Here is a 22,983-nt window from a genome sequence, read left to right on the forward strand (position 1 = left end):
CCGTTTGAGGATAGCCCCCCAGGGTTAACCCGTGTCATCAATTGTCATCAATCTATGTTGCAGTCGTGTTTATCCAAGGAGGACTTACCCATGCCAGCCCGCAAAGCCAAAATCGATCTTGCGCACCGCCCACGACTCGCCGATCTGCGCCCGTTGATCGCGACCAATCCCACCCTGATGGAAGCCCGGGCGGCGACGCCCCGTGTCACCGCGGCTAAGGATCTACAGGACCGACAGGGCTACGCCGAGGACTTTCTCAGCAGCTTCGCAGTGCCCTGGCCCACCGCCGATGAGGCATTGGCGGACGACGTCCAACCGCTGCGCCTGGACTACACGCATTTCTCGGTGACGATGTCCCGTTCCCGACGACTGGCGCTCTACGTGGGCGTCAATATCGACGGCGGGCAGCATGTGGAGATTATCCGCAGCAACGACACCTGGGCCTACGATGGGCGCCTGCCGATCAGCGCCCAGGTGGGCGAAGAGCTCTATGCCAGCAATGGCCTGGATCGCGGTCACCTGGTACGGCGCCAGGATCCTAACTGGGGCGACGCGGCAAACACCGCCAACCTCGACACCTTCCACTTCACCAACTGCTCGCCGCAGATGAGCGGGTTCAACCAGAAGACCTGGCTGGAACTGGAAGACTACATCCTCAATAACACGCAGCGCTGGAAAGCCCGGGCAACGGTGTTCAGCGGCCCGGTGTTCGCCGACGACGACCGCCTTTACCGTGGCATCAGAATCCCCAAGGCGTTCTGGAAAGTGGTGGCCTACCTCAGCGATGACGGCAAGCCCTCCGCCAGCGCCTACATGATCGACCAAAGCCGCGAGCTGGGTCAGCTCGACCTGATGTTCGGCCAGGTCAGGACCTACCAGCGCAGCGTGATCCAGATCGAACAATTGACCGGCATCCGCTTCGCCAACCTGGCGGACTACGACGGCTTCAGCAACGAAGAGCGCGCTACGGGCACGCGAATTGAAGCGCTGATCCGCGGCCCCGAGGATATTCGTCTCTGACCGGGCGCCCTTCGGGCTGTATCGCCTCGCCCTAATCAACTACCATACCGCGCCGGTTCCCGAACGGGACTAATAGGGAATCCGAAGCGCGGTACACCGCGTCAATCGGAACTGCCCCCGCAACTGTAGGTGCCGAGCCTGCTCCCCACTGCCACTGGACCGCGTCCGGGAAGGCCGGAGCGTGGCGACGACGCATCAGTCAGGAGACCTGCCGGCCCAGCACAATCACTCACCGGCGGGGTGTCCGGGAAGGACATCCTTGCCTGCCCGTTCGCCGGCGTTCGAGGGCGTATTTCCGAACCGTACCTAGCCTGTTTCCACGTACGGTCCACACGGAGATCGCCTCATGCTGCCACGCGTTACCGCCCTGATCAGCGGCCTGGGTTTCTGCGCCCTGGCCCACGCCGCGCCCACGCACTACCCGCTGACCCTGGAAAACTGCGGCAGCACCCTCACCTTCCCGCAGGCGCCCGCGCGCAGCGTGACCATCGGCCAGGCCGCCACCGAAATGCTCTATGCCCTCGGCGTGGCTGACCGCGTGGTGGGCACCTCGCTGTGGTTCAACAGCGTGTTGCCGCAGTTCAAGGCGCAGAACGACAGCATCGAGCGCCTGGCCAACAACGAGCCCAGCTTCGAAGCGGTGATCGCCAAGCGCCCGCAACTGGTGGCCGCCGAGCTGGAATGGGTGGTGGGTCCACAAGGCGTGGTCGGCACCCGCGAGCAGTTTCACGACCTGAAGATCCCCACCTACCTGCTGCCCTCCGACTGCGAAGGCAAGGACAACCTGGTGGGCGCCGACGGCACGCGGCTGGAGCCGTTCCGTATCGAGACCATCTACAAGAGCATCCGCCAGCTGGCGCAGATTTTCGATGTGCAGGATCGCGGCCAACAGTTGAACGATGAGCTCCAGGCGCGCCTGGCCCAATCCGTGGCCACCGTGCAGAGCAAAGGCCTCAAGCAGGCCAGCGCGCTGGTGTGGTTCTCCAGCGCCGAACTGGCCAGCGACCCCTACGTGGCCGGCCACAAGGGCATTCCGGAGTTCATGCTCGAAACCCTCGGCCTGCACAACGTGGTGCAATCCGATGAAGAATGGCCCGCCGTCGGCTGGGAAACCCTCGCCAAGGCCAACCCGACCTTCCTGGTGATCGCCCGCATGGACCGTCGCCGCTACCCCGCCGACGACCATGAAAAGAAACTCGCCTTCCTGCGCAGCGACCCGGTCACGCGCAACATGGACGCGGTGAAAAACAACCGCATCATCATCCTCGACGCCCTGGCGCTGCAGGCCAGCATCCGCATGTTCGACGGCCTTGAACACCTGGCCACGGCCATCGACGGCTACGACCTGCCGCAATGATCCGGACCTTACTCGCCCTGGCGCTATTGCTGATCGCCGTGCTCGCCGGCGTGGCCATCGGCGAAACCGCCATCTCGCCCCAGGTGGTGCTGCAGGTGCTCGCGAACAAACTGTGGGCGGCCGGTTACGTGCTGGACCCCATCGATGAAGGCGTGGTGTGGAACTACCGCCTCACCCGTGCCCTGGTGGCCGCCGCCTGCGGTGCCGGGCTGGCCACCTGCGGGGTGATTTTGCAGTCGTTGCTGCGCAACCCGCTGGCCGATCCGTACCTGCTGGGCATCAGCGCCGGCGCTTCGACCGGCGCGGTGCTGGTGGCGTTGATGGGCGTGGGCGGCGGGCTGATTTCATTGTCGGCCGGCGCCTTTGTCGGCGCGATGGCGGCGTTTGCCCTGGTGATTTTGCTGGCGCGGGCCAGCGGTTCGTCCAGCGGCACCGGGCAGATCATCCTCGCGGGCATCGCCGGGACGCAGTTGTTCAATGCGCTCACGGCGTTCCTGATCACCAAATCAGCCAGCTCCGAACAGGCGCGCGGCATCCTGTTCTGGCTGCTGGGTAACCTCAGCGGCGTGCGCTGGCCGTCGGTGTGGCTGGCAGTGCCGGTGGCGATCACGGGCCTGGTGGTGTGCCTGTGGCATCGTCGCGCGTTGGATGCGTTCACCTTCGGCACGGATTCGGCCGCGTCCCTGGGCATCCCGGTGCGCCGCGTGCAGGTTGTGCTGGTGGGTTGCGCGGCGCTGGTGACGGCGGTGATGGTGTCGATTGTCGGCTCCATCGGCTTTGTCGGCCTGGTGATCCCCCACGCGGTGCGCCTGCTCCTCGGCACCGGGCATTCGCGCCTGCTGCCCGCCAGTGCGCTGGGCGGCGCGTTATTTTTGATTGCGGCCGATGTGTTGTCGCGCACCTTGATCAAAGGCCAGGTGATCCCGGTCGGCGTGGTGACGGCGCTGGTGGGCGCGCCGGTGTTTGCGCTGATCCTGATTGGCCGGAGGAATGCGCGATGAGCGTACTGAGTTGCACCGGCCTGGGCTTCAAGGTGCGTGAGGCGGAGTTGCTGCGCGATATCCACCTGGAGGTTCAGTTGGGTGAAACCCTGGGGATTGTCGGGCCCAACGGCTCCGGCAAATCCACCCTGCTCAAACTGCTCGCTGGCTTGCGTACGCCGGCCAGCGGCGACGTGCGCCTGGGCGGCCAACGCATGGGCGAGCTGTCCCGCCGCGCCATCGCCCAGCAGCTGGCGGTGGTGGAGCAACAGGCCGACACCGACGACGCCATCCGCGTATTCGACGCCGTAGCACTGGGCCGTACACCGTGGCTGTCGGCGCTGAGCCCGTGGTCCGGCGACGACGACGCCATCGTGCGCCAGGCCCTGCATGATGTGGACGCCACCCACCTGAGCCACCGCGCCTGGCGCAGCCTCTCCGGCGGCGAGCGCCAGCGCGTGCACATCGCCCGCGCCCTGGCGCAACGGCCGCAGATACTGTTGCTGGACGAGCCGACCAATCACCTGGATATCCAGCATCAACTGGCGATTTTGAAAGGCGTGCAAGGTTTGCCGGTGACCACCCTCATCGCCCTGCATGACCTGAACCAGGCGCTGACCTGCGATCGCCTGGCCGTGCTGGACCGTGGGCGCCTGGTCGCGCTGGGCAAGCCGCTGGAGGTGCTGACGCCACAACGACTACAGGAGACATTCGGGGTACAGGCGCATTACCTGACGGACCCGTTTGATGGGGCGCAGATACTGCGGTTGCGGTCTAACTGAACAGGACATCCCCACATTGGATCTACAGAGGCCTGCGCATATGGGCCGTCTGCCGGCTTAAGCCGGTACCCGATCTATCCGCCCTGAATAACACCCTTGCCTGGCGTTATGCACATGAATGTAGCTGACCTCGGGATTGGCCAACATCCGTTCAATCAAGGGCTCAATCGCCTGCCCTTCCACGACATCTGCATCCACCATCATGCCCTCCTCGGAAAATGCCCGCAGGGACAGCAGCCGGATTCGCATCACCTCAGGCACCTGGTTAACCGCGTCATAAGCCTGCGTCGCCCCCTCGCGGATGAAAATTGCGTGCGACGCACGGTACGGCGAATGCGCCGGCTGGCTGACGTGATTGAGCAACAGCACGCTCTGCCCAACCTGCGCGTCTTTCATCTCTATGCGGTCGGGAAAACCGGGGTGACGGTCGACTCGGTAACGCTTGATCCCACGCGCGGCAAGCTCATCGTCGGGCAAACCAAACACACTGAGAAATGGATCGGGAGCAAGGCCCGTAGTGCGGAAGTTCATGGTGGGCGCCTCTTAGGGTGAGCCCCATGAGACGAGCACCTGGACAGCGGTGGCTATCCGATTCTTGCGGTGATATTCACGGGCGGCTGGCTCGCTCGTAGCAAAGGTAGTCGTTCGAATCTGTGCCCACACAGACAAACCCGGCGCGCTCATACATCAGCCGGGCAGGGTTATCGGAACGTACGCTCAATCGCAACTTCAAGAAGTCATTCTGCCCAGCCGCCGCCGCGTAAGCGTCCAGCAACGTCCGACCGATCCCCTGGCGTCGGTGAACGTCACTGACGTTGATCGTACAAAGCTCGGCAACCCCCTCCTCTGCAGTCCACAGCGAATAACCGGCAAACTGCCCGCCCAGCATCGCGATCGTCAAGCGTTCGAAGTTATCGACCCAGCGTGTAAGGTGGCGCTCCAACTGGAGCCGCCAGGCTGCTTCGTGGTCGGGCTCCCAGCGGCGGATGTAGTCCTGCTCTCCCCGATAGATCGACGGCAGATCAGTCACCGTCGCCGGCCTCAACGTCAGCGCGTTCACTCACGCAACTCACACACAGCGCTGCCCTTCATACCGGAGGCATGCACGCTCACATGGCGCACGGAAAAACCGGGCTTGTCGACGAGCTTCCTCTCTTCCCAGGCCCCACCGCTGGCGACCTGATAACCAATGGCGCCGTCCGCTTGCCAGGTCAGGCGCAACGTATACACACCGCGTTGGTCGGGGGCCCGATGGAAGAAGGTGTCGATGACCGGCTTGGCTTTGTTGAAGGTGCGCAGTTGGAACAAGCGCTGGTCACTGTCGGCTGGCGTGTAGCTGGAAAGAAACAGGGTGTCGTCCTCGGCAGCGTCCTCGGCCGCCGCAAGAATCACCGACGGCACCCACTTTTCGCCGCGGTCCTGGTTGTCGGTGGTGACCTTGCAGGTCAACTGGCCTGTTCCGGTGACGTTCTGGCGCAGAACGGTTTCATACATCCCATAGGGCACATCGAACGTCAGTGTTTTTTCGGTGACCTGGCCACAGCCTGCCAGCAGATACAGCGCCGATAGACCGATGGCTCCTTGGAGAATCTTCACGTGCTTTCCTTTGCTTGGGGGGAATGTTTGGAAAAAAGAGGGTACCCGGCCTGCTGATAAAAGATAAGGCGATTGTAGTGAATCGGTGCTTTCTGTGGGAAGCGGGCTTATTCTGCACTGGCTGGTTTTGGGGCTGCTTCGCAGCCCAACGCGAGCAAGCTCGCTCACCACAGAGGAATGGGTGAGCCTTAGAGAGGCGCCTATACAATTATGCCTGTTCGCCATCAATGCACTGAGTGATCCACTGTCGGCTATAGGCCAACACCCCATCCGCCATCGCCACCGGAAAATGAATAAACCCATGGGCCGACTCCGGCAGCAGGTGTGCTTCAGCGTGGGGCCACCGCTCGGCAATCAGCAGCGTATCGTCCTTGAGTGGGTCCAACTCCCCCACAAACATCAACGCCGTGGGCAGCCCTTCAAAGTCGCCATACAACGGCGACAACGGCGGCTGTCGGCGCTCATCATCACTCAGCCCCGGCGTGAGCATGCGCAACGCTTCCACCATCCCCGGCCCGTCCAGCAGCAACGTTTCAGGCCCGGCCGCGCGTACGCTCGGTGTACCGCTCAGGTCATAAACGCCGTAATACAGCACCGCGCCGCTTATGCGCTTAAGCAGTTCCGGCCATTGCTTGAGGGCCAGCAATGTCGCCGCCGCCAGATGCCCACCGGCCGACTCACCGACGACGATCACCGGCAGCCCGGCAAATTCATCATCCGTGAGCAGCCAACGTGCGGCGTTCAGGCAGTCTTCCATCAAGCCTTCAACCGGCGTATCCACCGCCAACCGATAATCCACCGACACCACCGCCACGTCGCACGCCTGCAGCATGCCCAGGTTGAGGTCGTCATCCATCTGCGCATTGCCGATCACCCAGCCGCCGCCGTGGATATCCAGCACTACGCCCTTGGGCTTGCCGCTTGGCCGCAGGATGCGCACCGGGACGTTGTCGACAACCCTGCTTTCAGCCGGTGTGGCGCGCTTGAGCGTTTGACTGACGCGCAACAGCGCCTGGATCAAACGCGGCGTAACGCGATTGCGGATCTTGAAGCGCGGCAGCCAGGCGAGCTTCTGATTGAAGCGGCGCATCTGGGCCAGTTCCGCCTCGTTGGCGGGCCACGGTTGGTGAGCCATCAGCGGTTATTACGCAGGATCGAGAAATTCAGCGCCGCCGCCACACACAGCCACGCCAGGTACGGGAACAGGATCAGGCCGGTGATCAGGTCCAGGCGCACGGCCAGTACCACCATCGCCGCCACGGTGATCCACAGCAACACGATGATCACCATCCCGGCCAGCAGGCGATGCGCGCCGAAAAATACCGGCGTCCACAGGGTATTCAGGGCAATTTGCGCAGCCCACAGCGCCAGCACCATTTGACTGCCGGGGATCAGGCTCAAGCGATAGCCGGCCCAGGCCAGCAGCAGGTAGATGATCGTCCAGGCCACCGGAAACAGCCAATTGGGTGGGGTGAAGCTGGGTTTGACGAGGGATTCATACCAGGCGCCGGGTTTGAAAATGACGCCGGTACTGGCGGCGGCGGCGCAGGCAAGCAGGAAGATAAAGAAGGTCATCGTCTGTCCTTGGCGGGAGTGATTTGAAGCTTGGACGTGCGACACCTACCTAAAAGTTCAGCGCCAATTCATTCCGGTATCTCCACCCCGACAATCCTCAGCCAAGGCCACCGCGCCTGATAACTGCGCGCCTTCTGCTCAAACAACGCCTGCTCCGGATGCAGTGGATTAATCCGCAAAATCCCCAGTTCCACATCCTCCAACCCATACGGCGCATACACCTGGCCCGTGGCAATCTCCAAGCCGATGCACGTACCGGCCACCAGATAACGGTCGACCCCGTCGCGCGCCGACTGCAACTGCGGGTAGGGCCGACCAAAGCGCTTGCCGTACCAAAGGTGCACCCGCGCCTGGTTCTTGACCTCGACATTCACGCCCAGGTCTTTGAACAGTTCCTCCGCCGCACGAATTACCGCATCCTCCGCCTCGTAGGACAGGTCGGTATCGAAGTAAAAAACGTCGTAATCCTTCACGCCCTGATCAGCCGGCAGATTCGCCTGATGATTCCACACCGCCTGGAACAGGCAACCCGCCGTGAGCATGCACTGGTCCACCCCGAGGTCGGGCAGGCGCGCAGTGATTTCGGCGTTGACGGGGTTGGCCATGGCCAGTTCGAGCAGGGTTTCGACGGTCAATGTCATGGAGGCTCCTTCATCATCGGTACGGTCCTGGGGAGCAACGGTACAACATTGAGCGCTGGCGCCGCTTCTTCACGTCATCAAAATTCGCTAAGGTGCCGCGATGCCCTGCCCTCACCGAGACCGCCCGCCTTGGCTGACTCCCCAGCAAATCGACGCGAAAGCCCCTGGTCAGTGTTCCTGATTTTCCTGCGTCTGGGCCTTACCTCCTTTGGCGGCCCGATTGCGCACCTGGGTTATTTCCGGGACGCGTTCGTGACCCGGCGACGCTGGCTGAGCGAGCGCAGTTACGCGGACTTGGTCGCGCTCTGCCAATTCCTGCCCGGCCCCGCCAGCAGCCAGGTCGGCATCGCCCTCGGCCTGTCGCGCGCGGGGTACGGCGGCGCATTGGCGGCGTGGCTCGGGTTTACCCTGCCGTCCGCCGTTGTGCTGATCCTGTTGGCCTTGGGCATCACCCGGCACAGCACCGCCATCCCGCCCGGCGCGTTGCATGGCCTTAAAGTGGTGGCCGTCGCCGTGGTCGCCCAGGCCGTGTGGGGCATGGCGCGCAACCTGTGCACCGACGCCCCGCGCGTGGCCGTGATGCTGCTCGCCGCCTGCGTGGCCCTGCTGCAAACATCGGCGTGGGGCCAGGTCGGCGTGATCCTCATCGCGGGCATGGCCGGCCTGCTGCTGTTCAAGCCCGCACCGCCCACCGCGCACGACGCCCTGCCCGTGACCATCAGCCGTCGCGCCGGGGCGCTATGGCTGTCGCTGTTTGTGCTGTTGCTGGCCAGCCTGCCGATCCTCGCCCAGTTGATGCCCAACCCAACCCTGGCCGTGACCGACGCCTTCTACCGCACCGGCGCGCTGGTATTCGGCGGCGGCCACGTGGTGCTGCCCTTGCTGCAAGCCGAAGTCGTGCCCCGCCACTGGGTGAGCAACGACGTGTTCCTCGCCGGCTACGGCGCCGTCCAAGCCATGCCCGGCCCGCTGTTCACCTTCGCCGCCTTCCTCGGCGCCTCGATGACCCAAGCGCCGAACGGCTGGCTCGGTGGCCTGCTCTGCCTGCTGGCGATCTTCGCACCGTCGTTTTTACTGGTGCTGGGCGCACTGCCCTTCTGGGAAAGCCTGCGCCGCAGCCCGCGCACCCAAGCCGCGCTGGCGGGCGTGAACGCGGCGGTGGTCGGCCTGTTGCTGGCGGCGCTGTACCAACCGGTGTGGACCAGCGCCATCTTCACCGCCCAGGACGTCGCCCTGGCGCTGATTGGCCTGGTGGCGCTGATGGTGTGGAAACTGCCACCGTGGCTGGTGGTTGTAGGAAGCGGCGCGGCGGGATGGTTATTAAGTCTTACGGTGTGAGCCGCGCAGCCACCGTGCCTTGCTCCGGCTGATGATCAGCCTTTCAACTCACCCGCCCGATGACCCGCCGCATCGTCGTAAGCCACATACAACGACTCGGCGATTTGGCTTTTGATGGCCTTGGTGGACTCCAGCCCCAACACAAAACCTTCCGCCTTACCGCCGGCACGGTTGAGTTCTTCGGGGGTGGACGCGCCGGTGATGGCGTCAAGCAGCTTGATGGCGTGAGGGCCTACACCCTTGGGAAGGCTGATTTGGTCGATGGACATGGGCGATACCTTGAAAGAGAGAGATCGGTAGCGCGTGAAACCACTGCCGGGGTGGCATGGTAGACCGTTATACGCCGCAAGGGGCTGTTTTCCGGGTGAGCCTGATGCCCCCCTTCAAACTCAAGATGCCTTAATCATGTCATTTAGCTATCATGCATCACCCCGGCCTCGCGTCATCGCGCGGGGCCCGCACACTTAATCCAACAAAGACCAGGGACAGGCAATGCCGCCATTCAAGACACTGCTCGCCGCCAGCCTGCTGCTGCTCGCGTTCATGCCGGGGGCCTCAAAGGCCAGGAAGCCCAAGATATGCGGAGCATCATCCGAGTGGTGCGCTTGACTCACGCCAACGACACACCGAGCCAAGCCTTCACAACTGAATACGACCGCGGCCTGGCGCTGAGGGCCAAGAAGCATGCGGCAGCAACAACGAACTGACCAAGGCAAATTCCCTCACCGGAAACTCATCAGGGTCAGCTCACATCTTAAACATCGTTCAAACGTAGTGTGAACCGGATGTTCCATCCAAATCCAAAACAACACACCCAACGGCTTTAAAAACCACTTTTACTGATTGACTATGAACACGATATAGACCATCGCCCGCACACCGAAAGCAAACTCCAACATTATCTCCAAAATAATTATCGCCCACACTTTCACATCAGGATGTAATGACACATGTCAAGCCAGACAAAGAACATAAATATTAAAGAAATATTCAGACTGATATCAAAACAAATCAAAGTCGAATATGAAGAACTTGCCTCCCAGATCCCCCACTACGGAGAGCGCGGCGAGGGTCGCGAAGAAGTTGTAAAAAACTTACTAAAAAAATATCTTCCAGAAAGATTCGGGGTCAGCACAGGCTTTGTAATGGACATTAATGGGGCCATCTCCCAACAGTCTGACATAATAATATTTGACCGTTTTGTAGCGCCAAAATTTAAAATTGCAGGTGACAAATATGTATACCCATGCGAATCCGTTGTTGCTGTTGGAGAAGTCAAAAGCTTCATGGACAAAATCGAATTAAAAGATGCACTGACCAAGCTAACAAAAATACGACAACTCGACAGATCCGCAAACAACAAAAATAAAACCCGCCTTGGATACCACTTCAAAAACAATCACTCACTGATCTCACCAAAAAACAACAACTGCGACTCAATATGGACCTTCATATTCTGCTCAGACAGCCCAAAGCTAGATACAGTTACAACCAACCTAGCCAATGAACTAAAGTCATTAGAAAAGCATCTCTGGCCCAACATGGCATGCATTTTAAACAAGGGAATCATATCCTACTACTCACACTCTGGTTTAACAACAGACCCCAGAGAAGCTGTCGGCCTGTACTACAGCACTGAAGACGAATCAGAATACTCACTACTTAAATGGTTCATGCTCTTATGCAATGACATTTGCGACAACCAAATAACTACAATCGATTCAATAAACTACCTTAAATCACCAAACACAAAAAACATAAAACACCAACTATAAGACTAGTAAACACTACCGCTCTTTTAATACCTGAAAAAACAGGGTGGATTTAATTGAATACGAGCGCTAGAAGCATGCGACAGCAGCCGCGAACTGACCAAGGCAAACGCTCCCCCTTGTGGCGAGGGAGCTTGCTCCCGTGGGGCTGCGCAGCAGCCCCCAACCATTCGCAGCACAGATGAACCACAGAGCCTGGCCACCCTGTTCCACTGCCTGTGCTTTCTCAAAATCCGTCGGATTATCCAGACAAGGTGCACATTCGCCCCTAAGCGGGTGTTCCAATTACGGCATGGAAATCCTGTACTCCGCGAGCTTGGCCTTGTTCTCCTGCTCCAGGTACTTCTTGTCGACGATCTGCGAGAACTTCATGAAGTCGGCCTTGGCGTCTTCCCTATTGCCCAAATGGTCGTACGCGATCCCGCGCGCATAATAGGCCCAGGCATAGTCCGGCTGGCGCTGAAGGCCGGTACTGAATGCTTCGGCGGCCTCCCGGTACTGACCCAGGTCTGTCAGTGCGAGACCCAGATGATAGTAGGTCGGCATATTGAAGCCGGCCCCCTTTCCTGCTTCTCCCATTCCGTTGTCAAGGTTGAACTGCACGAGCTCAAGGGCTTTTTTCGGGTTACCAGCGGCGCGATACATGGCGCTCAAGTCCAGGTAGGCGCGCGGCTCAGGCTTGACCACCAGTTGCATGGATTTCTCCTTGGCGGCCAAGGCTTCGGGAAAGCGCTTGAGGTTGAGGTAGGCGTCGGCCTGCACCGCATAAATCAAACTATGCAGCGAGGCAGGCAGCGTAGCTTTCTGCAGGCATAGATCACCTTCCTGCAGCACCAAGGGGTAGTTTTCGGCTTTGGACGCCTTTAACTGATTAGCGCAGTGGGCAAGGTTGGCTTTTTGCGGGTTCTGCATCCCTGCACAACCGGTGAGGAGGGCGGAGCAGGCAATCAGTGCGAGCCAGCGAGTATTCATGATCAGCATCCTTGTCAGTCGAGCAGATGAGCGTTGAGGTCAGGGCGATAGACCTGCAGGAGCGGCGCGGTCACGGTGCCTTGCAGCGAGCAGAACACGGTGGTATGTCCCACGAGCGACGGTGACGTGTCGCCCGCGTCGACCATCAGCACGCGGTCTACGAAACCAAACGGCGTGGCGACACCAGGACCGGTCAGCCCTTCGGTGCGCCATTGGCCGATCGGGTCACCGACACGGCGGATTTCGGCGCGGGTAATGGCTTTGCCCTGACTGACAAAACGTGCGTTATCAACGATCAGCGGCTTGAGCTTTGCGGCCACCTCTTGCGGCGAGCCATCGGTTACAAACCCCCAGAACAGAAAATTGCCGACGTCCTTGATGGTTTGGGCCTGGTTGTAATAGCCGACCATACGCACGCCGTTAACGATCAGGGGCGTTTCGAAGTGTTGGTAAGTGCCACCTTCCTGCAGCGGACTCATGATGGTCGGTGCCTTGACCGAACCGTAGTCACTCAGGCGCAAGGTCCCTGCTGGCAAGCGCGCATCGCGCAGGCTCTCGAAGAAATGCGCATCGCAACGAGAGAACTCGGTCAGCAGTTGTTCGGGCGTGGTGACGGTACGGGCTTGGGCAGTGCAGGCGACGGCGAGCAATGCAACGCCGGAAAAAAGAGAGCGGAACATTAAAATCATCCGTGAAGTGGGAACAAAAGCTGTCGGCGGGTGAGTGGGAAACTTTAGCAATACGGGCGTGCGTTGAAAATATCCGTGTGCCGCTGGTCCCGCCCCCCCTGACTACTGCCACCCGCTTGCGCACACTGCTAACCTGCGGCCTTTATGCCTGCAAAAGGAAGGTTTACATCGCCATGGAGATTCAGGAAATCAAGCACCACCTGGCCCGCCCTGCCGTGAAGTTTGTGGCTGGCGGCTCCAGTTGCTCTTCAGCGCCGGTAAGCTTCGTGCCAAAGGCGGGTGCGAATTCCGGATTTTGTACAAATTGGGGCGACAAGCTCCAAGGCAGCCTTGCCTTCAACTATGCACCGGCAAGGCCAACCCAAACAGTACAAAAAAACCACCGCAGACTTTATTGAATCGGCGCCCGGTGCGGGCCAGCCAGGGCCGGATGCGGTTGGCTGCGCTGGCCACCAGGTACTCAACGACGAATTCCACCACGGCGTAGGTCAGCGCGATGGCAGCCGTCTGCGCGATGATGCTTCTATGCGGGTCCAGAAACGGTGGGATAAACGCGGTGAACAGCAGCAGTGCCTTGGGGTTTGAAATCGCCGAGACCAGCCCTTGGCGGAACAGCGACCAGCGCCGCAAGCTGATTGTGCCGCTGGCCTCAAGGCTGACGGGGGGCGCGCGCCACAGGCCGAAACCGAGCCAGATCAGGTAGAGCCCGCCGGCCACCTTCAAGGCGGTGAACCCACTGGCCGATGCCTGAATCAGTGCCCCCAGGCCCAGCGCGCACAGCGTCAGCACCAGGGCAAAACCGAGCACGCCGCCGCTGATGGTGAACAGCGTCCGGCGACTGCCGTGCAGGGCCCCATGGGTCAGCACCAGTAATGCATTGGGCCCTGGTACCACGGCGATGCCGAAGCACGTCATCAGGTAGAGCAACCAGGTATCAAAGGGCATGATCCACTCCAGCAGGTGGGTATTGAGGCCAGTATCTTGCGAGTGAAGAAAAGTCCTGAAAAGCGCATTATTCACGTTGCAGCCATTCGATTAACGAATAAAGGAAACCGCCATGCCCTCCAGCGATTTGCAGATCGATTGGCTCAAGTGCTTCGTGGCGGTGGTAGATGCCGGTTCGCTGTCGGCTGCGGCCCATGAGGTCAATCGCTCGCAGTCCGCCGTCAGCATGCAGATGAAGAAGCTCGAAGCCGCCCTTGGACGCCCGCTGTTGAGCCGTGGCCCAAGGCATCTGCAACTCACCGATGACGGCCAGACGCTGCTCGGCTATGCCCGTCGCATGCTCGCACTGCACGCGGAAACCCAGGCGGCCTTTAACGGGGAAGCGATCACCGGGCGAATCCGCCTGGGCGTCGCGGAGGACTATGCGGCGAAATACCTCACGCCGCTGCTGAAGCGTTTTTCACCGCGCTACGCCGGTGTGGAAATAGAACTGACCTGCGAGCAGTCAACCACGCTGATCCCGCGTGTGCGCAGCGGCGATCTTGATCTTGCGCTGGTGTCCAGGGACTCGCCCCACAGCGGCACCTTTCTGTTCAAGGAACCCATGGTCTGGGTGGGCTCGCCCCAGTTCGAACTGTGGCGGCGCGACCCGCTGCCTATCGCCGTCTACGAAAGTGAAAGCCTGGCGCGGCGTTATGCGGTGCATTCACTGGCCCAGCAAGGGCGACAATTCAAGGTGGTCTACAACAGTTCCAGCCTCGCCGGCCAGGTGGCCGCGGTGGAAGGTGGGCTGGCGATTGCCGCGATCACGCAGTGCACCGTGCAGCCATCACTGCAGGTGTTGAGCAGCGAGCATGGCTTGGGAAGCATTGCGCCCATGGAGGTTTCGATTCTGCGTAGCCGAGCTTCTCGGGGGGCCAAGGCGGTTAATAGCCTGCATGCGTTTATCATCAATGCGCTAAGAGTTCAGGTGTAGCTGGTTTAATACACACGCTGAACACCCACCTGGAGCCCTTTATGCCAACCACCTCACGCGACAACGCCCGGCTTGAACGTCGCCTCATCGCCGCCCTCACCGACGCCTGCGAAACCGCCAAAGCCGAAATCCCCGGCTTCGACTGGCTGACCCACACCGTCGACTACAGCGTCTTCCCCCAAAGCCTGCGGGTGATCTGGGTGTTCGACAGCCGCGCCAACAAGGAGCACGCCCTCTCGACAGGGGCAGACACACGCATGCGTGAGCTGACCGCCGCCGCTCTCAACGACGCCGACGTGCACGGCGCGCCCATGGAGCGCTGCGTACACTTCGACTCCGACGAAGAATGCCGCCTGCGCCATGACGGCGATTGGCGCGTACGCCTGGCCAAGGTGCATACGGCCAAGGTGTAAGTGCGCATCGTCACTCGTTGGGTTCATGGATAAAACTGTGGTATCGATGCACGTAGTCCAACACACCCAGGCCCCACCATGACCCTCTCCGCCCAGTTCACCCCCTGGACCGCCCTGCTCGGCGGCGCCCTGATCGGCTTGTCCGCAGGCCTGTTCATCCTGCTCAACGGCCGCATCGCCGGGATCAGCGGCCTGCTCGGCAGCCTGCTCTCCAGGCGCGGCGAAGGACGTGGGGAGAAACTGCTGTTTGTGCTCGGGCTGCTGGTCTCGCCCTGGATCTGGTCGTTGTTTGCCAAGCTGCCTGAGTCATCGTTCCAGGCCGGTGGCTACGCGCTGGTGCTGGCCGGGTTATTGGTCGGCATCGGCACGCGCTATGGCGCCGGTTGTACCAGTGGGCATGGCATCTGCGGGCTTTCGCGGTGGTCGCTGCGCTCGCTGGTAGCGGTCGGTTGTTTCATGGGCAGCGGGTTTGCCGGTGTCTACTTCATCCGCCACGGGCTGGGAGCCTGAGCATGCGCAAATTCATGGCATTGATGGCCGGTCTGATCTTCGGCCTGGGACTGCACCTCAGCGGCATGACCAACCCGGAGAAAGTGCTCGCGTTCCTCGATCTCGCCGGCGATTGGGACCCTTCATTGGCCCTGGTCATGCTCGGCGCCCTGGTGGTGAGCAGCGTGCCCTTTTACGTCGTAAGGCATCGTCAGGTTTCGCTGCTGGGCGCACCGATCCAGATGCCGACGCAACGCACCCTCGACCGCCGCCTCGTGCTGGGCAGCCTGGTGTTCGGCATGGGGTGGGCGATTGCGGGGTTGTGCCCCGGACCGGCAGTGGCATTGCTGTTGACGGGGCAATGGCAGGTGCTGGTGTTCACGCTGGCGATGGTGACGGGCATGCTGGTTTTTGCGGGGATTGAATCGCGCAGGCGGGGTTGAACCGCCTGCACGGCTTCATTTTTACCCCACACAGTAGGTCAGGCCTGCGTACTGAACCGCTGCACTCCACGCCGCTCAAACATCGCCGCTTCCGTCTGTTGCGTCGCCAGTTCGCCTTTGGAGGCCAGTTGATTAATAAAAATCCGATCCCTGGACCCTTTGAAGTCAGACGGGTCGAAGTCTCTTAAGAGCGGCGCCAGATCAATGGTCTTGGCGAAGTTTTCGTTAGTCAGGCTGTAAAACCCCAGGCCAGACCAGACAGAATCGGCGTCCACCGTGTCGATGGCGGCATTGCGGTAGGCAATGGCTGCGGTTTTCAGGCCCAGGGATCGGTTGAGCAAATCCGTCAGCCGCTGGGTATCCGAGCTGCTGAGCTGGCCGGCCGAATCCAGCACTTTCAGGCGGCCATCGGCTTCGACGGTGAAGCCGTATTTTTTGCCGGCCAAGTCGGGAGCGGTGGTCGACAGCGCTGACTCGAATGCCTTGAAGGATGCCTTCAGCGTATTGAGCGCGCCGGTGGAAATTTCGACGAGCCGAGGGTAGTCTGGCGACTGGGTCCGACCGACCCAGACGTCGACCACCTCCGGCGGTTCCACCGTGGTGCTTGCTGATCCACTGGGATGGTAGACGGCCGCCGGGGCGGCGTTTGCCAACACTTCCTTCGCGGCATCTGTCAGAGGCTGGGCCACGAGCTTCTGGTCGGAAGGTGTAAGGCTGGTGTTGGCCGGCGGGAGATAGGCAGCGCTGACGGAAAGAGCCATTTAATCGGTCCATGATTGGCGGGTTCATACAGGTTATCGACGGAAATCGGCCGAGCTTTAGACGACCAACCTGCAGGATCGTACAAGCCAGGCGCTCCGCGGTCTCGATAGTCTGGCCGTCTTACCTACCAGAGGATGGATCATGGCTACGTCACAGCACTCGGCACAACCGGTAAACCTCGCGCAAAAGGCATCGCTCATCGACGCGCAGTGGAGCCCCAGGGTCGTCGCCGAAATGAACGACTACCAGTTCAAGGTGGTGCGCATCGAAGGGGAGTTCATCTGGCACTCGCACCCGGAAACCGACGAAGCGTTCCTGGTGCTCGAAGGGACGCTGCGTATCGATCTACCGGAAGGCCCGGTGTATGTGGCGGCGGGCGAGCTGTATGTGGTCCCGCGTGGCGTTGAACATCGGACCGCCGCCGAAGGTGAGGCGAAGCTGATGATGATTGAGCCTCGGGGCATTTTGAATACCGGCCATGAAGGCGGTGAACGTACGGCCATGAATGATCTGTGGATCTGAAAAGTGGCGCGGGTGAACCCATAGCCTTACAGCGTGAGGCTTTTGTAGTGAGCGGGCTTGCCCCGCGCTGGGCTATTAAAGGCGCTGGGATTCTCCTGTCAGAACTCCGTGTCTGGTTTGGGGCCGCTTCGCAGCCCGGCGCGGGCGGTGCGACGATTCGACAAGCCCGCTCACCACAGAGATCGGTGGCAGCCGTCAAAGGTGTGTAGATACTCTCCGTCATTGAACCGAGCCTTTAGCGGGTAATTTCTGGATAATGTCCAGCTCCCGCTCCCGATACGGACATCCCCTCGATGAAGTTGCCCACCGCCGCCCTCCTCCTCGCCTCTGCGCTGCTGCCTTCCATCGCCCACGCCGACGACGCCGCGCTGACCGACACGCTCAAGGCCTTCACCCGCTGCGACGCGACGTTCTTCAGCCGCCTGAACAGCCACCGCGACGCCTGGCAGCCCTACGCACCGCTCAAGCAGGACAAAGACTTCGCGTGGATCGCGGTAGTCAACCGCGCGGACCGCAAGGCCAACGCGGTGCCGGTCAGCACGCCGCCCATCGCCGGCTTGAAGCTGTTGTCGTACGCCGACGAGGCCACCGACCTCGGCAACCTGGGGCTCTACTATTACTGGGGCTTTGTTGTGCAAGGCACTATCGACGAGGTTGCCCAACGCCTTGCCCCGCTGCTCGACCAACCTGCTCGCCTGCAAAAGGGCGACGGCGCCTACATCCGCAGCGAGCTCAAGGTCGGCGACCGCTGGCAGGCCATCAAGCCACGGCCCGGCGTCGCGCCGGGCACACGCGAAGTCGAGCGCGTGCTGCTGGTAGAACCGGAGGGCAGCGACGGCACGCAATCGCGCATCAGTTGTTCGTTGCAGGGCGGTGTCGATGCGGCGCTGCTGGCCTGGTCGCGTCCGGACATCCAACCGGTTGACTACCCGCGCACCATCGTAGAACCAAGCATCAACGACGTCGCCGTCCCCGCCAGCGTGCTCCAGCGCCTCGACTCGGCCCTGCTGCAGCCGAAGTTCAAGACGTTGAGCTACACGTACCTGTCGAAAAAAAGCGATGGCAGCAACGACAGCCCCACCTCGGTGACCTTCACGGCGGTGGGTGGCTTGCTGAACAAGAACGAGATCTACAGCGACACCTTCCATGTCGAGCGCCTGGTGCAGGCGGACCTGATCCAGTTGAAGTCGAAGATGAACGGCGTGGGCGACGGCCAGGTGCTGCTGACCCGCGAAGCCGAGCTGAGTATTCCGAGCAGTTGGACGCCTGGCCAGACGCTGAGCGCCAACCTGCACATGGCGAACGTGCCCGGCAAACCGACCGATACCCCGCTCGAGACCTCCGTGAGCTGCAAGGTCGGCCAGCGCTTCCCGGCCCGACAGGTGTTTGCCTCGTTGACCGGCGACGCCATCAAGCTGGAGTGCGAGCAAGGCGACTACAAGACCTCGCGCGCGTTTATCGAAGACCTGGGCATTGCCCTGACGCTGGAGACGACGTCGAGCAAAATGCGCTCGGCGTATGAATACACGGCGTTCGAGGTGGTGCGTTGATCGAAGGGGCGTTTGCCAAGCAAACATCCCGCTGATTCAGGGCACTCTACGTTGTCGCAGCAGTCTGTTCCTACACACCCCATGCCCCGCGGAGTTCCCATGATCATTGTCCATCACCTCAACAACTCACGTTCGCAGCGCATTCTGTGGCTGCTGGAAGAGCTTGGCCTGCCGTACGAGATCAAGCGCTACCAGCGCGACCCGAAAACCAACCTTGCGCCGCCGGAGCTCAAGGCGATCAATGCGCTGGGCAAATCCCCGGTGATCGAAGACGGCGCCAACGTGGTGATCGAGTCCGGCGCCATCGTCGATTACCTGATCCGCCGCCATGGCGACGGTCGCCTGCAGCCGGACCCGGCCACGGCCGCCTACGACCAGTACGTGCAATGGCTGCACTTCGCCGAAGGCTCGGCCATGCTGCCGCTGATGCTTAACCTGTACGTCGGGCGCCTGGGCGATGCCGGTGCACCGCTGCATCCGCGTATCGAATCGGAAGTGGCCAATTACCTCGGTTACCTCAACGAGGCGCTGGCATATACGCCGTATCTGCTGGGGGATGACGTGAGCGGCGCGGACATCCAGATGAGCTTTATCGGCGAAATCGCCAAGGCCCAGGGCAAGCTGGCGGCGTACCCGCACCTGGCGGCGTGGGTACAGCGGTTCCAGGCTCGCCCGGCTTACCGCCAGGCGCTGGAACAGGGTGGGGAGTATGCGTTTGCCAAGTGAGTAGCTTGCCCTCGACCGCGTGACAGAGGCTAAGGCGCCGCCATCTGCCACAGCGAAGCGCCCACGCCGGTGATGCTCTCCCCCGCAATCAACCCCGCCGCTGCGGTAATCGAAAACCGCTCGGTGAGGCTCGGCCAGCGGCAGCTCACCAGCCAGGTGAGCACCGCACCCAGGGCCATCATCAGCGACACCGAAGCTGGCAGCACAAACGCCAGCCCCAACGCGGCGGCACTGGGCAAGTAGCGGGCGCGATGGGCGGGCAACAGGCTGTCGAGCACGCCCAGCAACACCCCGGCCAGCCCTGCGATACCGATCGCCCAGCGAATGCTCGCCGACAATGAATCCAGCCCATGGGTAAGGGTTTGCGCCACGGCTTTCCAGGTTGCGACCGCCGGCGCCGGCCACTCCTCGGTGAGCAGCATCGATTGCGGATCAGGAATCAGCGCCAGGTACGCAAACACCCCGACGATGCTGCCAATGAAAATCCCCAGGATCTGGGCGATGACTTGCTTGTGCGGCGTGGCACCAATGGCCTTGCCGACCTTGAAGTCGTTCATCAGGTCGGTGCACTGCCCCGCCGAGCCGCCGGCGGTGTTGGCGCTCATCAGGTTGATCGGCACCTGCCCCGGCGCGACGATGCCGAAGCTCAGCTGGGACAACTGCCCGATGGCGCCAATCGGCGGAATACCGGTGGCGCCCACCACGCGGGCGGCGACGGCCGCCAGGCAGATCGCCAGGGGAATGGTCAGCAACGCCATCCACAGGTTGATGCCGAACAACAGCGCCTGCAGGCTCACCACCAATACGATCGACAGCACAAAACCAGCGGCCGGCCCGGGTTTGGGTACGCTCCAGGCTTGCCCGCCGGCGGACTTGGTCGAGGTGTATAACGCCCACAGACGAATCGTCAGCGACGCCAAGGTTGAGCACACCATCAGGCTCACTCCCGGCCACAGCAACCACTCCACCAACGCCGCAAATTGCGGGCCGCTGCTGCCGGCCGGCAAGGTCACCAGGCCTTGCGCCAGCAACCACGGGCCCAGGCCGCCCCAGGCGAGCAAGGCGCCGAGCAGCAGGGTCAGGCCGACGCGAATGCCGATAATGCCGCCAAACCCCAGCAGCAACAGCGAGGGGTCGGCGGTGAAGGTCAGGCGCTCCAGCTGGGCGGATGGCGACCAACGCGGGAAGGCCCACACAAAGGTGTCCACCCACTTCACCAGCCCGGACAGCAACGCCGCGCTGAGCAGCACCTTCAAACGCGTCGCCGCTTCGCGCCCATGGTTGTAGATATGCAGCAGGGTTTCCAGGGTGGCCATGCCTTCGGGAAATTTCAGCGCCTTGTCATTGAGCAACGAAGGCCGCAGGTACCAGGCGATCCAGATGCCCAGGAAACTCACCGAGAACACCCAGGCGATCATCGGCAGCGCGTCCAACTGGTTGCCGGTCAGCAGGGTATAGGCCGGGATCGGCGCCACCAGCCCACCGGAAATGATCGAAGCAGCGGCCGAGGCGACGGTCTGGTTGATATTGCTTTCATGCAGCGTCCACGGCAGCTGCTCCGACGACCGCTTCGCCAGGCCCTGCCAGATCGCATACCCCACCAGCAGGGCAATGATCGACATGTTGAACGACCAACCGATCTTCAACCCGGCGTACACGTTCGAAGGGGTCAGCAGGATACCGAGCAACGTGCCGGTGATGACCGCGCGCAGGCTCAGTTCGCGTTCGACGGGGGGATGAAGGGGGACCGTTGATGAGGTGGCATGCATGCGGATTCCTTTCGGCTGGGGAACAGGGCGACATAACAAGTGAGCCCCTCAAGGCCTGAAGGTTCCTGTGCGGCAAGCGGGCGCCTTTTTGTGATGAGCGGGCTTCAACCACTACACCATCAATTACTCAATCAGAGCCATGCAGCATCCCATAACGAATAATCCCCTACCTGCGCCACCAACCCGGCCCGCAAGGGGTTGGCAATGATGTAGCGAGCCATCTTGCGAACATCATCCTCCGCACGGACAGCCCTATCGTGATAACCGGGTTGCCAGACACGCTCCTTGCTTTGACGACGCCGGTTGATGGTCCGCGTGCTACGCGACTTCATACGCCGCACCACGTCGGGCAACGTCTTCTGCTTCAGCTCAAACAACCAGTGAATGTGGTCAGGCATGATGACCCAGGCCAGAGAGTCGACCAATCCCAGCTCATGAACCTGCCGGAATTCGGCCACCAACAGACGACCCAGATAAAGGTCGGTGAATAGGCGCTGACGGTGATGCACGACAACGGTAATGAGGTAACTGCGTCCGTATTCAGAGTAACGACCGTGACGCAGGCGATGGGATTGGGGTGTGGGGCGCATTCCGATGCTCCTGGGGACCGTCCTGAAGAGCATTAACACTAGCGCGCCGTAGCTGGCGAGCCAGTGTCATCGGGTGACTGAATGTATCCAGCCCGGAGTGACCTGGCTTTTTTGTGGTGAGCGGGCTTGCCCCGCGCCGGGCGGCGAAGCGGCCCCAAAAGCTGTTATCAGGATTTACCTGGAAAAACGCGGTGTTCTTGATGGGGCCGCTTCGCGGCCCAGCGCGGGGCAAGCCCGCTCACCACAAAGAGCTCGTTCACCACTACGCGGGCGCCCCATCACAAAAGATCATCCCATTGCAGAAAACCCGTCATCGGGGTGACTGAATGTATCCAGCCTGGAGTGACCTGGCTTTTTTGTGGTGAGCGGGCTTGCCCCGCGCCGGGCGGCGAAGCGGCCCCAAAAGCTGTTATCAGGATTTACCTGGAAAAACGCGGTGTTCTTGATGGGGCCGCTTCGCGGCCCAGCGCGGGGCAAGCCCGCTCACCACAAAGAGCTCGTTCACCACTACGCGGGCGCCCCATCACAAAAGATCATCCCATTGCAGAAAACCCGTCATCGGGGTGACTGAATGTATCCAGCCTGGAGTGACCTGGCTTTTTTGTGGTGAGCGGGCTTGCCCCGCGCTGGGCTGCGAAGCGGCCCCAAAAGCTGTTATCAGGATTCACCTGGAAAAACGCGGTGTTCTTGATGGGGGCGCCCCATCACAAAAGATCATCCCATTGCAGAAAACCCGTCATCGGGTGACTGAATGTATCCAGCCTGGAGTGACCTGGCTTTTTTGTGGTGAGCGGGCTTGCCCCGCGCTGGGCTGCGAAGCGGCCCCAAAATCTATCATCCGGGTTCACCTGGAAAAACGCGGTGTTCTTGATGAGGGCCGCTTCGCGGCCCAGCGCGGGGCAAGCCCGCTCACCACAGAAGCCCGCTCACCACAAGAAGTCCGCTCACTACTAAGCGTGCGTAAAACCCGTTCCCCCGGCCACCTCGCCATCGGCTTGCGCCTTGTCCAACAGTTGCTGCACCCACGGCGCGTTCCGGGCATTGACCACGCCATAGCGGTCCGGCGGGAAAAACGC

Annotated in this window: 26 protein-coding genes and 1 riboswitch; of the genes, 13 read left to right on the plus strand and 13 right to left on the minus strand. The window is 61.4% G+C overall.

What is annotated here, in order from left to right:
* Window positions 1-90 precede the first annotated feature (90 nt).
* The 4 genes from F6S08_RS21195 to F6S08_RS21210 all read left to right on the plus strand — a co-directional run bounded on the left by F6S08_RS21195 (window position 91) and on the right by F6S08_RS21210 (window position 4,139).
* A complete protein-coding gene (locus F6S08_RS21195) occupies window positions 91-1,020 on the plus strand; it encodes a DNA/RNA non-specific endonuclease (RefSeq protein ID WP_065925077.1) in 930 nt (309 codons plus the stop codon).
* 36 nt (window positions 1,021-1,056) lie between these two features.
* A riboswitch (cobalamin riboswitch) is annotated at window positions 1,057-1,251 on the plus strand.
* Window positions 1,252-1,366: 115 nt separating this feature from the next.
* Window positions 1,367-2,377, plus strand: coding sequence for an ABC transporter substrate-binding protein (locus F6S08_RS21200; RefSeq protein WP_065925076.1), 1,011 nt, complete (start codon window positions 1,367-1,369; stop codon window positions 2,375-2,377).
* Window positions 2,374-3,378 (plus strand): iron ABC transporter permease, encoded by a 1,005-nt coding sequence (locus F6S08_RS21205; RefSeq protein WP_315872292.1) that lies wholly within the window; start codon window positions 2,374-2,376, stop codon window positions 3,376-3,378. Before F6S08_RS21200 ends, F6S08_RS21205 begins: the two co-directional genes overlap by 4 nt.
* Window positions 3,375-4,139: an ABC transporter ATP-binding protein gene (locus tag F6S08_RS21210; RefSeq protein WP_315872293.1), complete on the plus strand. Its 765-nt coding sequence runs from the start codon at window positions 3,375-3,377 to the stop codon at window positions 4,137-4,139. Before F6S08_RS21205 ends, F6S08_RS21210 begins: the two co-directional genes overlap by 4 nt.
* A gap of 57 nt (window positions 4,140-4,196) precedes the next feature.
* Here F6S08_RS21210 and F6S08_RS21215 read toward each other — a convergent pair whose 3' ends face one another.
* The 6 genes from F6S08_RS21215 to F6S08_RS21240 all read right to left on the minus strand — a co-directional run bounded on the left by F6S08_RS21215 (window position 4,197) and on the right by F6S08_RS21240 (window position 7,951).
* Window positions 4,197-4,670 carry a DUF1203 domain-containing protein gene (locus tag F6S08_RS21215; protein WP_315872294.1) on the minus strand — a complete coding sequence of 158 codons (474 nt, stop codon included), beginning with the start codon at window positions 4,668-4,670 and terminating at the stop codon, window positions 4,197-4,199.
* Window positions 4,671-4,746: 76 nt separating this feature from the next.
* The gene (locus tag F6S08_RS21220; RefSeq protein WP_315872295.1) at window positions 4,747-5,199 is read right to left on the minus strand and encodes a GNAT family N-acetyltransferase; all 453 of its coding nucleotides are present in this window, start codon (window positions 5,197-5,199) and stop codon (window positions 4,747-4,749) included.
* On the minus strand, window positions 5,196-5,735 hold the full coding sequence (locus F6S08_RS21225) for a hypothetical protein (RefSeq protein WP_074847333.1): 540 nt from the start codon (window positions 5,733-5,735) through the stop codon (window positions 5,196-5,198). The genes F6S08_RS21220 and F6S08_RS21225 overlap by 4 nt, the downstream gene beginning before the upstream one ends.
* 208 nt (window positions 5,736-5,943) lie before the next feature.
* Entirely contained in the window at window positions 5,944-6,870 is a 927-nt protein-coding gene (locus F6S08_RS21230) for an alpha/beta hydrolase fold domain-containing protein (protein WP_315872296.1), read from the minus strand.
* Entirely contained in the window at window positions 6,870-7,310 is a 441-nt protein-coding gene (tspO, locus tag F6S08_RS21235) for a tryptophan-rich sensory protein TspO (RefSeq protein WP_065925072.1), read from the minus strand. The genes F6S08_RS21230 and tspO overlap by 1 nt, the downstream gene beginning before the upstream one ends.
* 68 nt (window positions 7,311-7,378) lie before the next feature.
* Entirely contained in the window at window positions 7,379-7,951 is a 573-nt protein-coding gene (locus F6S08_RS21240) for a nucleotidyltransferase family protein (protein WP_315872297.1), read from the minus strand.
* 129 nt (window positions 7,952-8,080) lie between these two features.
* On the opposite strand from F6S08_RS21240, the gene chrA reads away from it, so the two are divergent.
* Complete coding sequence (gene chrA, locus F6S08_RS21245) at window positions 8,081-9,289, plus strand: chromate efflux transporter (protein WP_315872298.1); 1,209 nt, start codon at window positions 8,081-8,083, stop codon at window positions 9,287-9,289.
* 35 nt (window positions 9,290-9,324) lie between these two features.
* Here the strand turns inward: chrA and F6S08_RS21250 are convergent, their stop codons facing one another.
* Window positions 9,325-9,558: a hypothetical protein gene (locus F6S08_RS21250; protein ID WP_074847337.1), complete on the minus strand. Its 234-nt coding sequence runs from the start codon at window positions 9,556-9,558 to the stop codon at window positions 9,325-9,327.
* A 681-nt stretch (window positions 9,559-10,239) separates the two neighbouring features.
* On the opposite strand from F6S08_RS21250, the gene F6S08_RS21255 reads away from it, so the two are divergent.
* Window positions 10,240-11,064: a DUF6602 domain-containing protein gene (locus tag F6S08_RS21255; RefSeq protein ID WP_315872299.1), complete on the plus strand. Its 825-nt coding sequence runs from the start codon at window positions 10,240-10,242 to the stop codon at window positions 11,062-11,064.
* A 282-nt stretch (window positions 11,065-11,346) separates the two neighbouring features.
* Here the strand turns inward: F6S08_RS21255 and F6S08_RS21260 are convergent, their stop codons facing one another.
* From F6S08_RS21260 to F6S08_RS21270, 3 genes are all read right to left on the minus strand, one after another.
* On the minus strand, window positions 11,347-12,033 hold the full coding sequence (locus F6S08_RS21260; protein ID WP_174562739.1) for a tetratricopeptide repeat protein: 687 nt from the start codon (window positions 12,031-12,033) through the stop codon (window positions 11,347-11,349).
* A gap of 14 nt (window positions 12,034-12,047) precedes the next feature.
* Window positions 12,048-12,713, minus strand: coding sequence for a hypothetical protein (locus tag F6S08_RS21265; RefSeq protein WP_083221118.1), 666 nt, complete (start codon window positions 12,711-12,713; stop codon window positions 12,048-12,050).
* Window positions 12,714-13,058: 345 nt separating this feature from the next.
* Window positions 13,059-13,667, minus strand: a complete 609-nt coding sequence (locus F6S08_RS21270; protein WP_065925066.1) for a LysE family translocator — start codon at window positions 13,665-13,667, stop codon at window positions 13,059-13,061.
* A 112-nt stretch (window positions 13,668-13,779) separates the two neighbouring features.
* On the opposite strand from F6S08_RS21270, the gene F6S08_RS21275 reads away from it, so the two are divergent.
* The 4 genes from F6S08_RS21275 to F6S08_RS21290 all read left to right on the plus strand — a co-directional run bounded on the left by F6S08_RS21275 (window position 13,780) and on the right by F6S08_RS21290 (window position 15,988).
* The gene (locus tag F6S08_RS21275; protein ID WP_065925065.1) at window positions 13,780-14,643 is read left to right on the plus strand and encodes a LysR family transcriptional regulator; all 864 of its coding nucleotides are present in this window, start codon (window positions 13,780-13,782) and stop codon (window positions 14,641-14,643) included.
* Between the two features lie 41 nt (window positions 14,644-14,684).
* Entirely contained in the window at window positions 14,685-15,056 is a 372-nt protein-coding gene (locus tag F6S08_RS21280) for a hypothetical protein (protein WP_315872300.1), read from the plus strand.
* A gap of 78 nt (window positions 15,057-15,134) precedes the next feature.
* On the plus strand, window positions 15,135-15,566 hold the full coding sequence (locus F6S08_RS21285; RefSeq protein ID WP_065925063.1) for a YeeE/YedE family protein: 432 nt from the start codon (window positions 15,135-15,137) through the stop codon (window positions 15,564-15,566).
* Between the two features lie 2 nt (window positions 15,567-15,568).
* Window positions 15,569-15,988 (plus strand): DUF6691 family protein, encoded by a 420-nt coding sequence (locus F6S08_RS21290; RefSeq protein WP_065925062.1) that lies wholly within the window; start codon window positions 15,569-15,571, stop codon window positions 15,986-15,988.
* Window positions 15,989-16,026: 38 nt separating this feature from the next.
* Here F6S08_RS21290 and F6S08_RS21295 read toward each other — a convergent pair whose 3' ends face one another.
* Window positions 16,027-16,749, minus strand: coding sequence for a hypothetical protein (locus F6S08_RS21295; RefSeq protein ID WP_315872301.1), 723 nt, complete (start codon window positions 16,747-16,749; stop codon window positions 16,027-16,029).
* Window positions 16,750-16,891: 142 nt separating this feature from the next.
* Here F6S08_RS21295 and F6S08_RS21300 point away from each other — a divergent pair, with 142 nt between their 5' ends.
* From F6S08_RS21300 to F6S08_RS21310, 3 genes are all read left to right on the plus strand, one after another.
* On the plus strand, window positions 16,892-17,272 hold the full coding sequence (locus tag F6S08_RS21300; protein WP_065925060.1) for a cupin domain-containing protein: 381 nt from the start codon (window positions 16,892-16,894) through the stop codon (window positions 17,270-17,272).
* Between the two features lie 293 nt (window positions 17,273-17,565).
* Window positions 17,566-18,822 (plus strand): hypothetical protein, encoded by a 1,257-nt coding sequence (locus tag F6S08_RS21305; protein ID WP_315872302.1) that lies wholly within the window; start codon window positions 17,566-17,568, stop codon window positions 18,820-18,822.
* A gap of 99 nt (window positions 18,823-18,921) precedes the next feature.
* Window positions 18,922-19,548 (plus strand): glutathione S-transferase, encoded by a 627-nt coding sequence (locus tag F6S08_RS21310; RefSeq protein WP_315872303.1) that lies wholly within the window; start codon window positions 18,922-18,924, stop codon window positions 19,546-19,548.
* Between the two features lie 29 nt (window positions 19,549-19,577).
* Here F6S08_RS21310 and F6S08_RS21315 read toward each other — a convergent pair whose 3' ends face one another.
* Together F6S08_RS21315 and F6S08_RS21320 are read right to left on the minus strand one after the other, a co-directional pair.
* Window positions 19,578-21,317 (minus strand): OPT family oligopeptide transporter, encoded by a 1,740-nt coding sequence (locus F6S08_RS21315; protein WP_315872304.1) that lies wholly within the window; start codon window positions 21,315-21,317, stop codon window positions 19,578-19,580.
* Between the two features lie 131 nt (window positions 21,318-21,448).
* On the minus strand, window positions 21,449-21,907 hold the full coding sequence (locus F6S08_RS21320) for an REP-associated tyrosine transposase (protein WP_315872305.1): 459 nt from the start codon (window positions 21,905-21,907) through the stop codon (window positions 21,449-21,451).
* Window positions 21,908-22,983 lie beyond the last annotated feature (1,076 nt).

This window comes from Pseudomonas sp. JV449, assembly GCF_032424295.1.
Classification (GTDB): domain Bacteria; phylum Pseudomonadota; class Gammaproteobacteria; order Pseudomonadales; family Pseudomonadaceae; genus Aquipseudomonas; species Aquipseudomonas marginalis.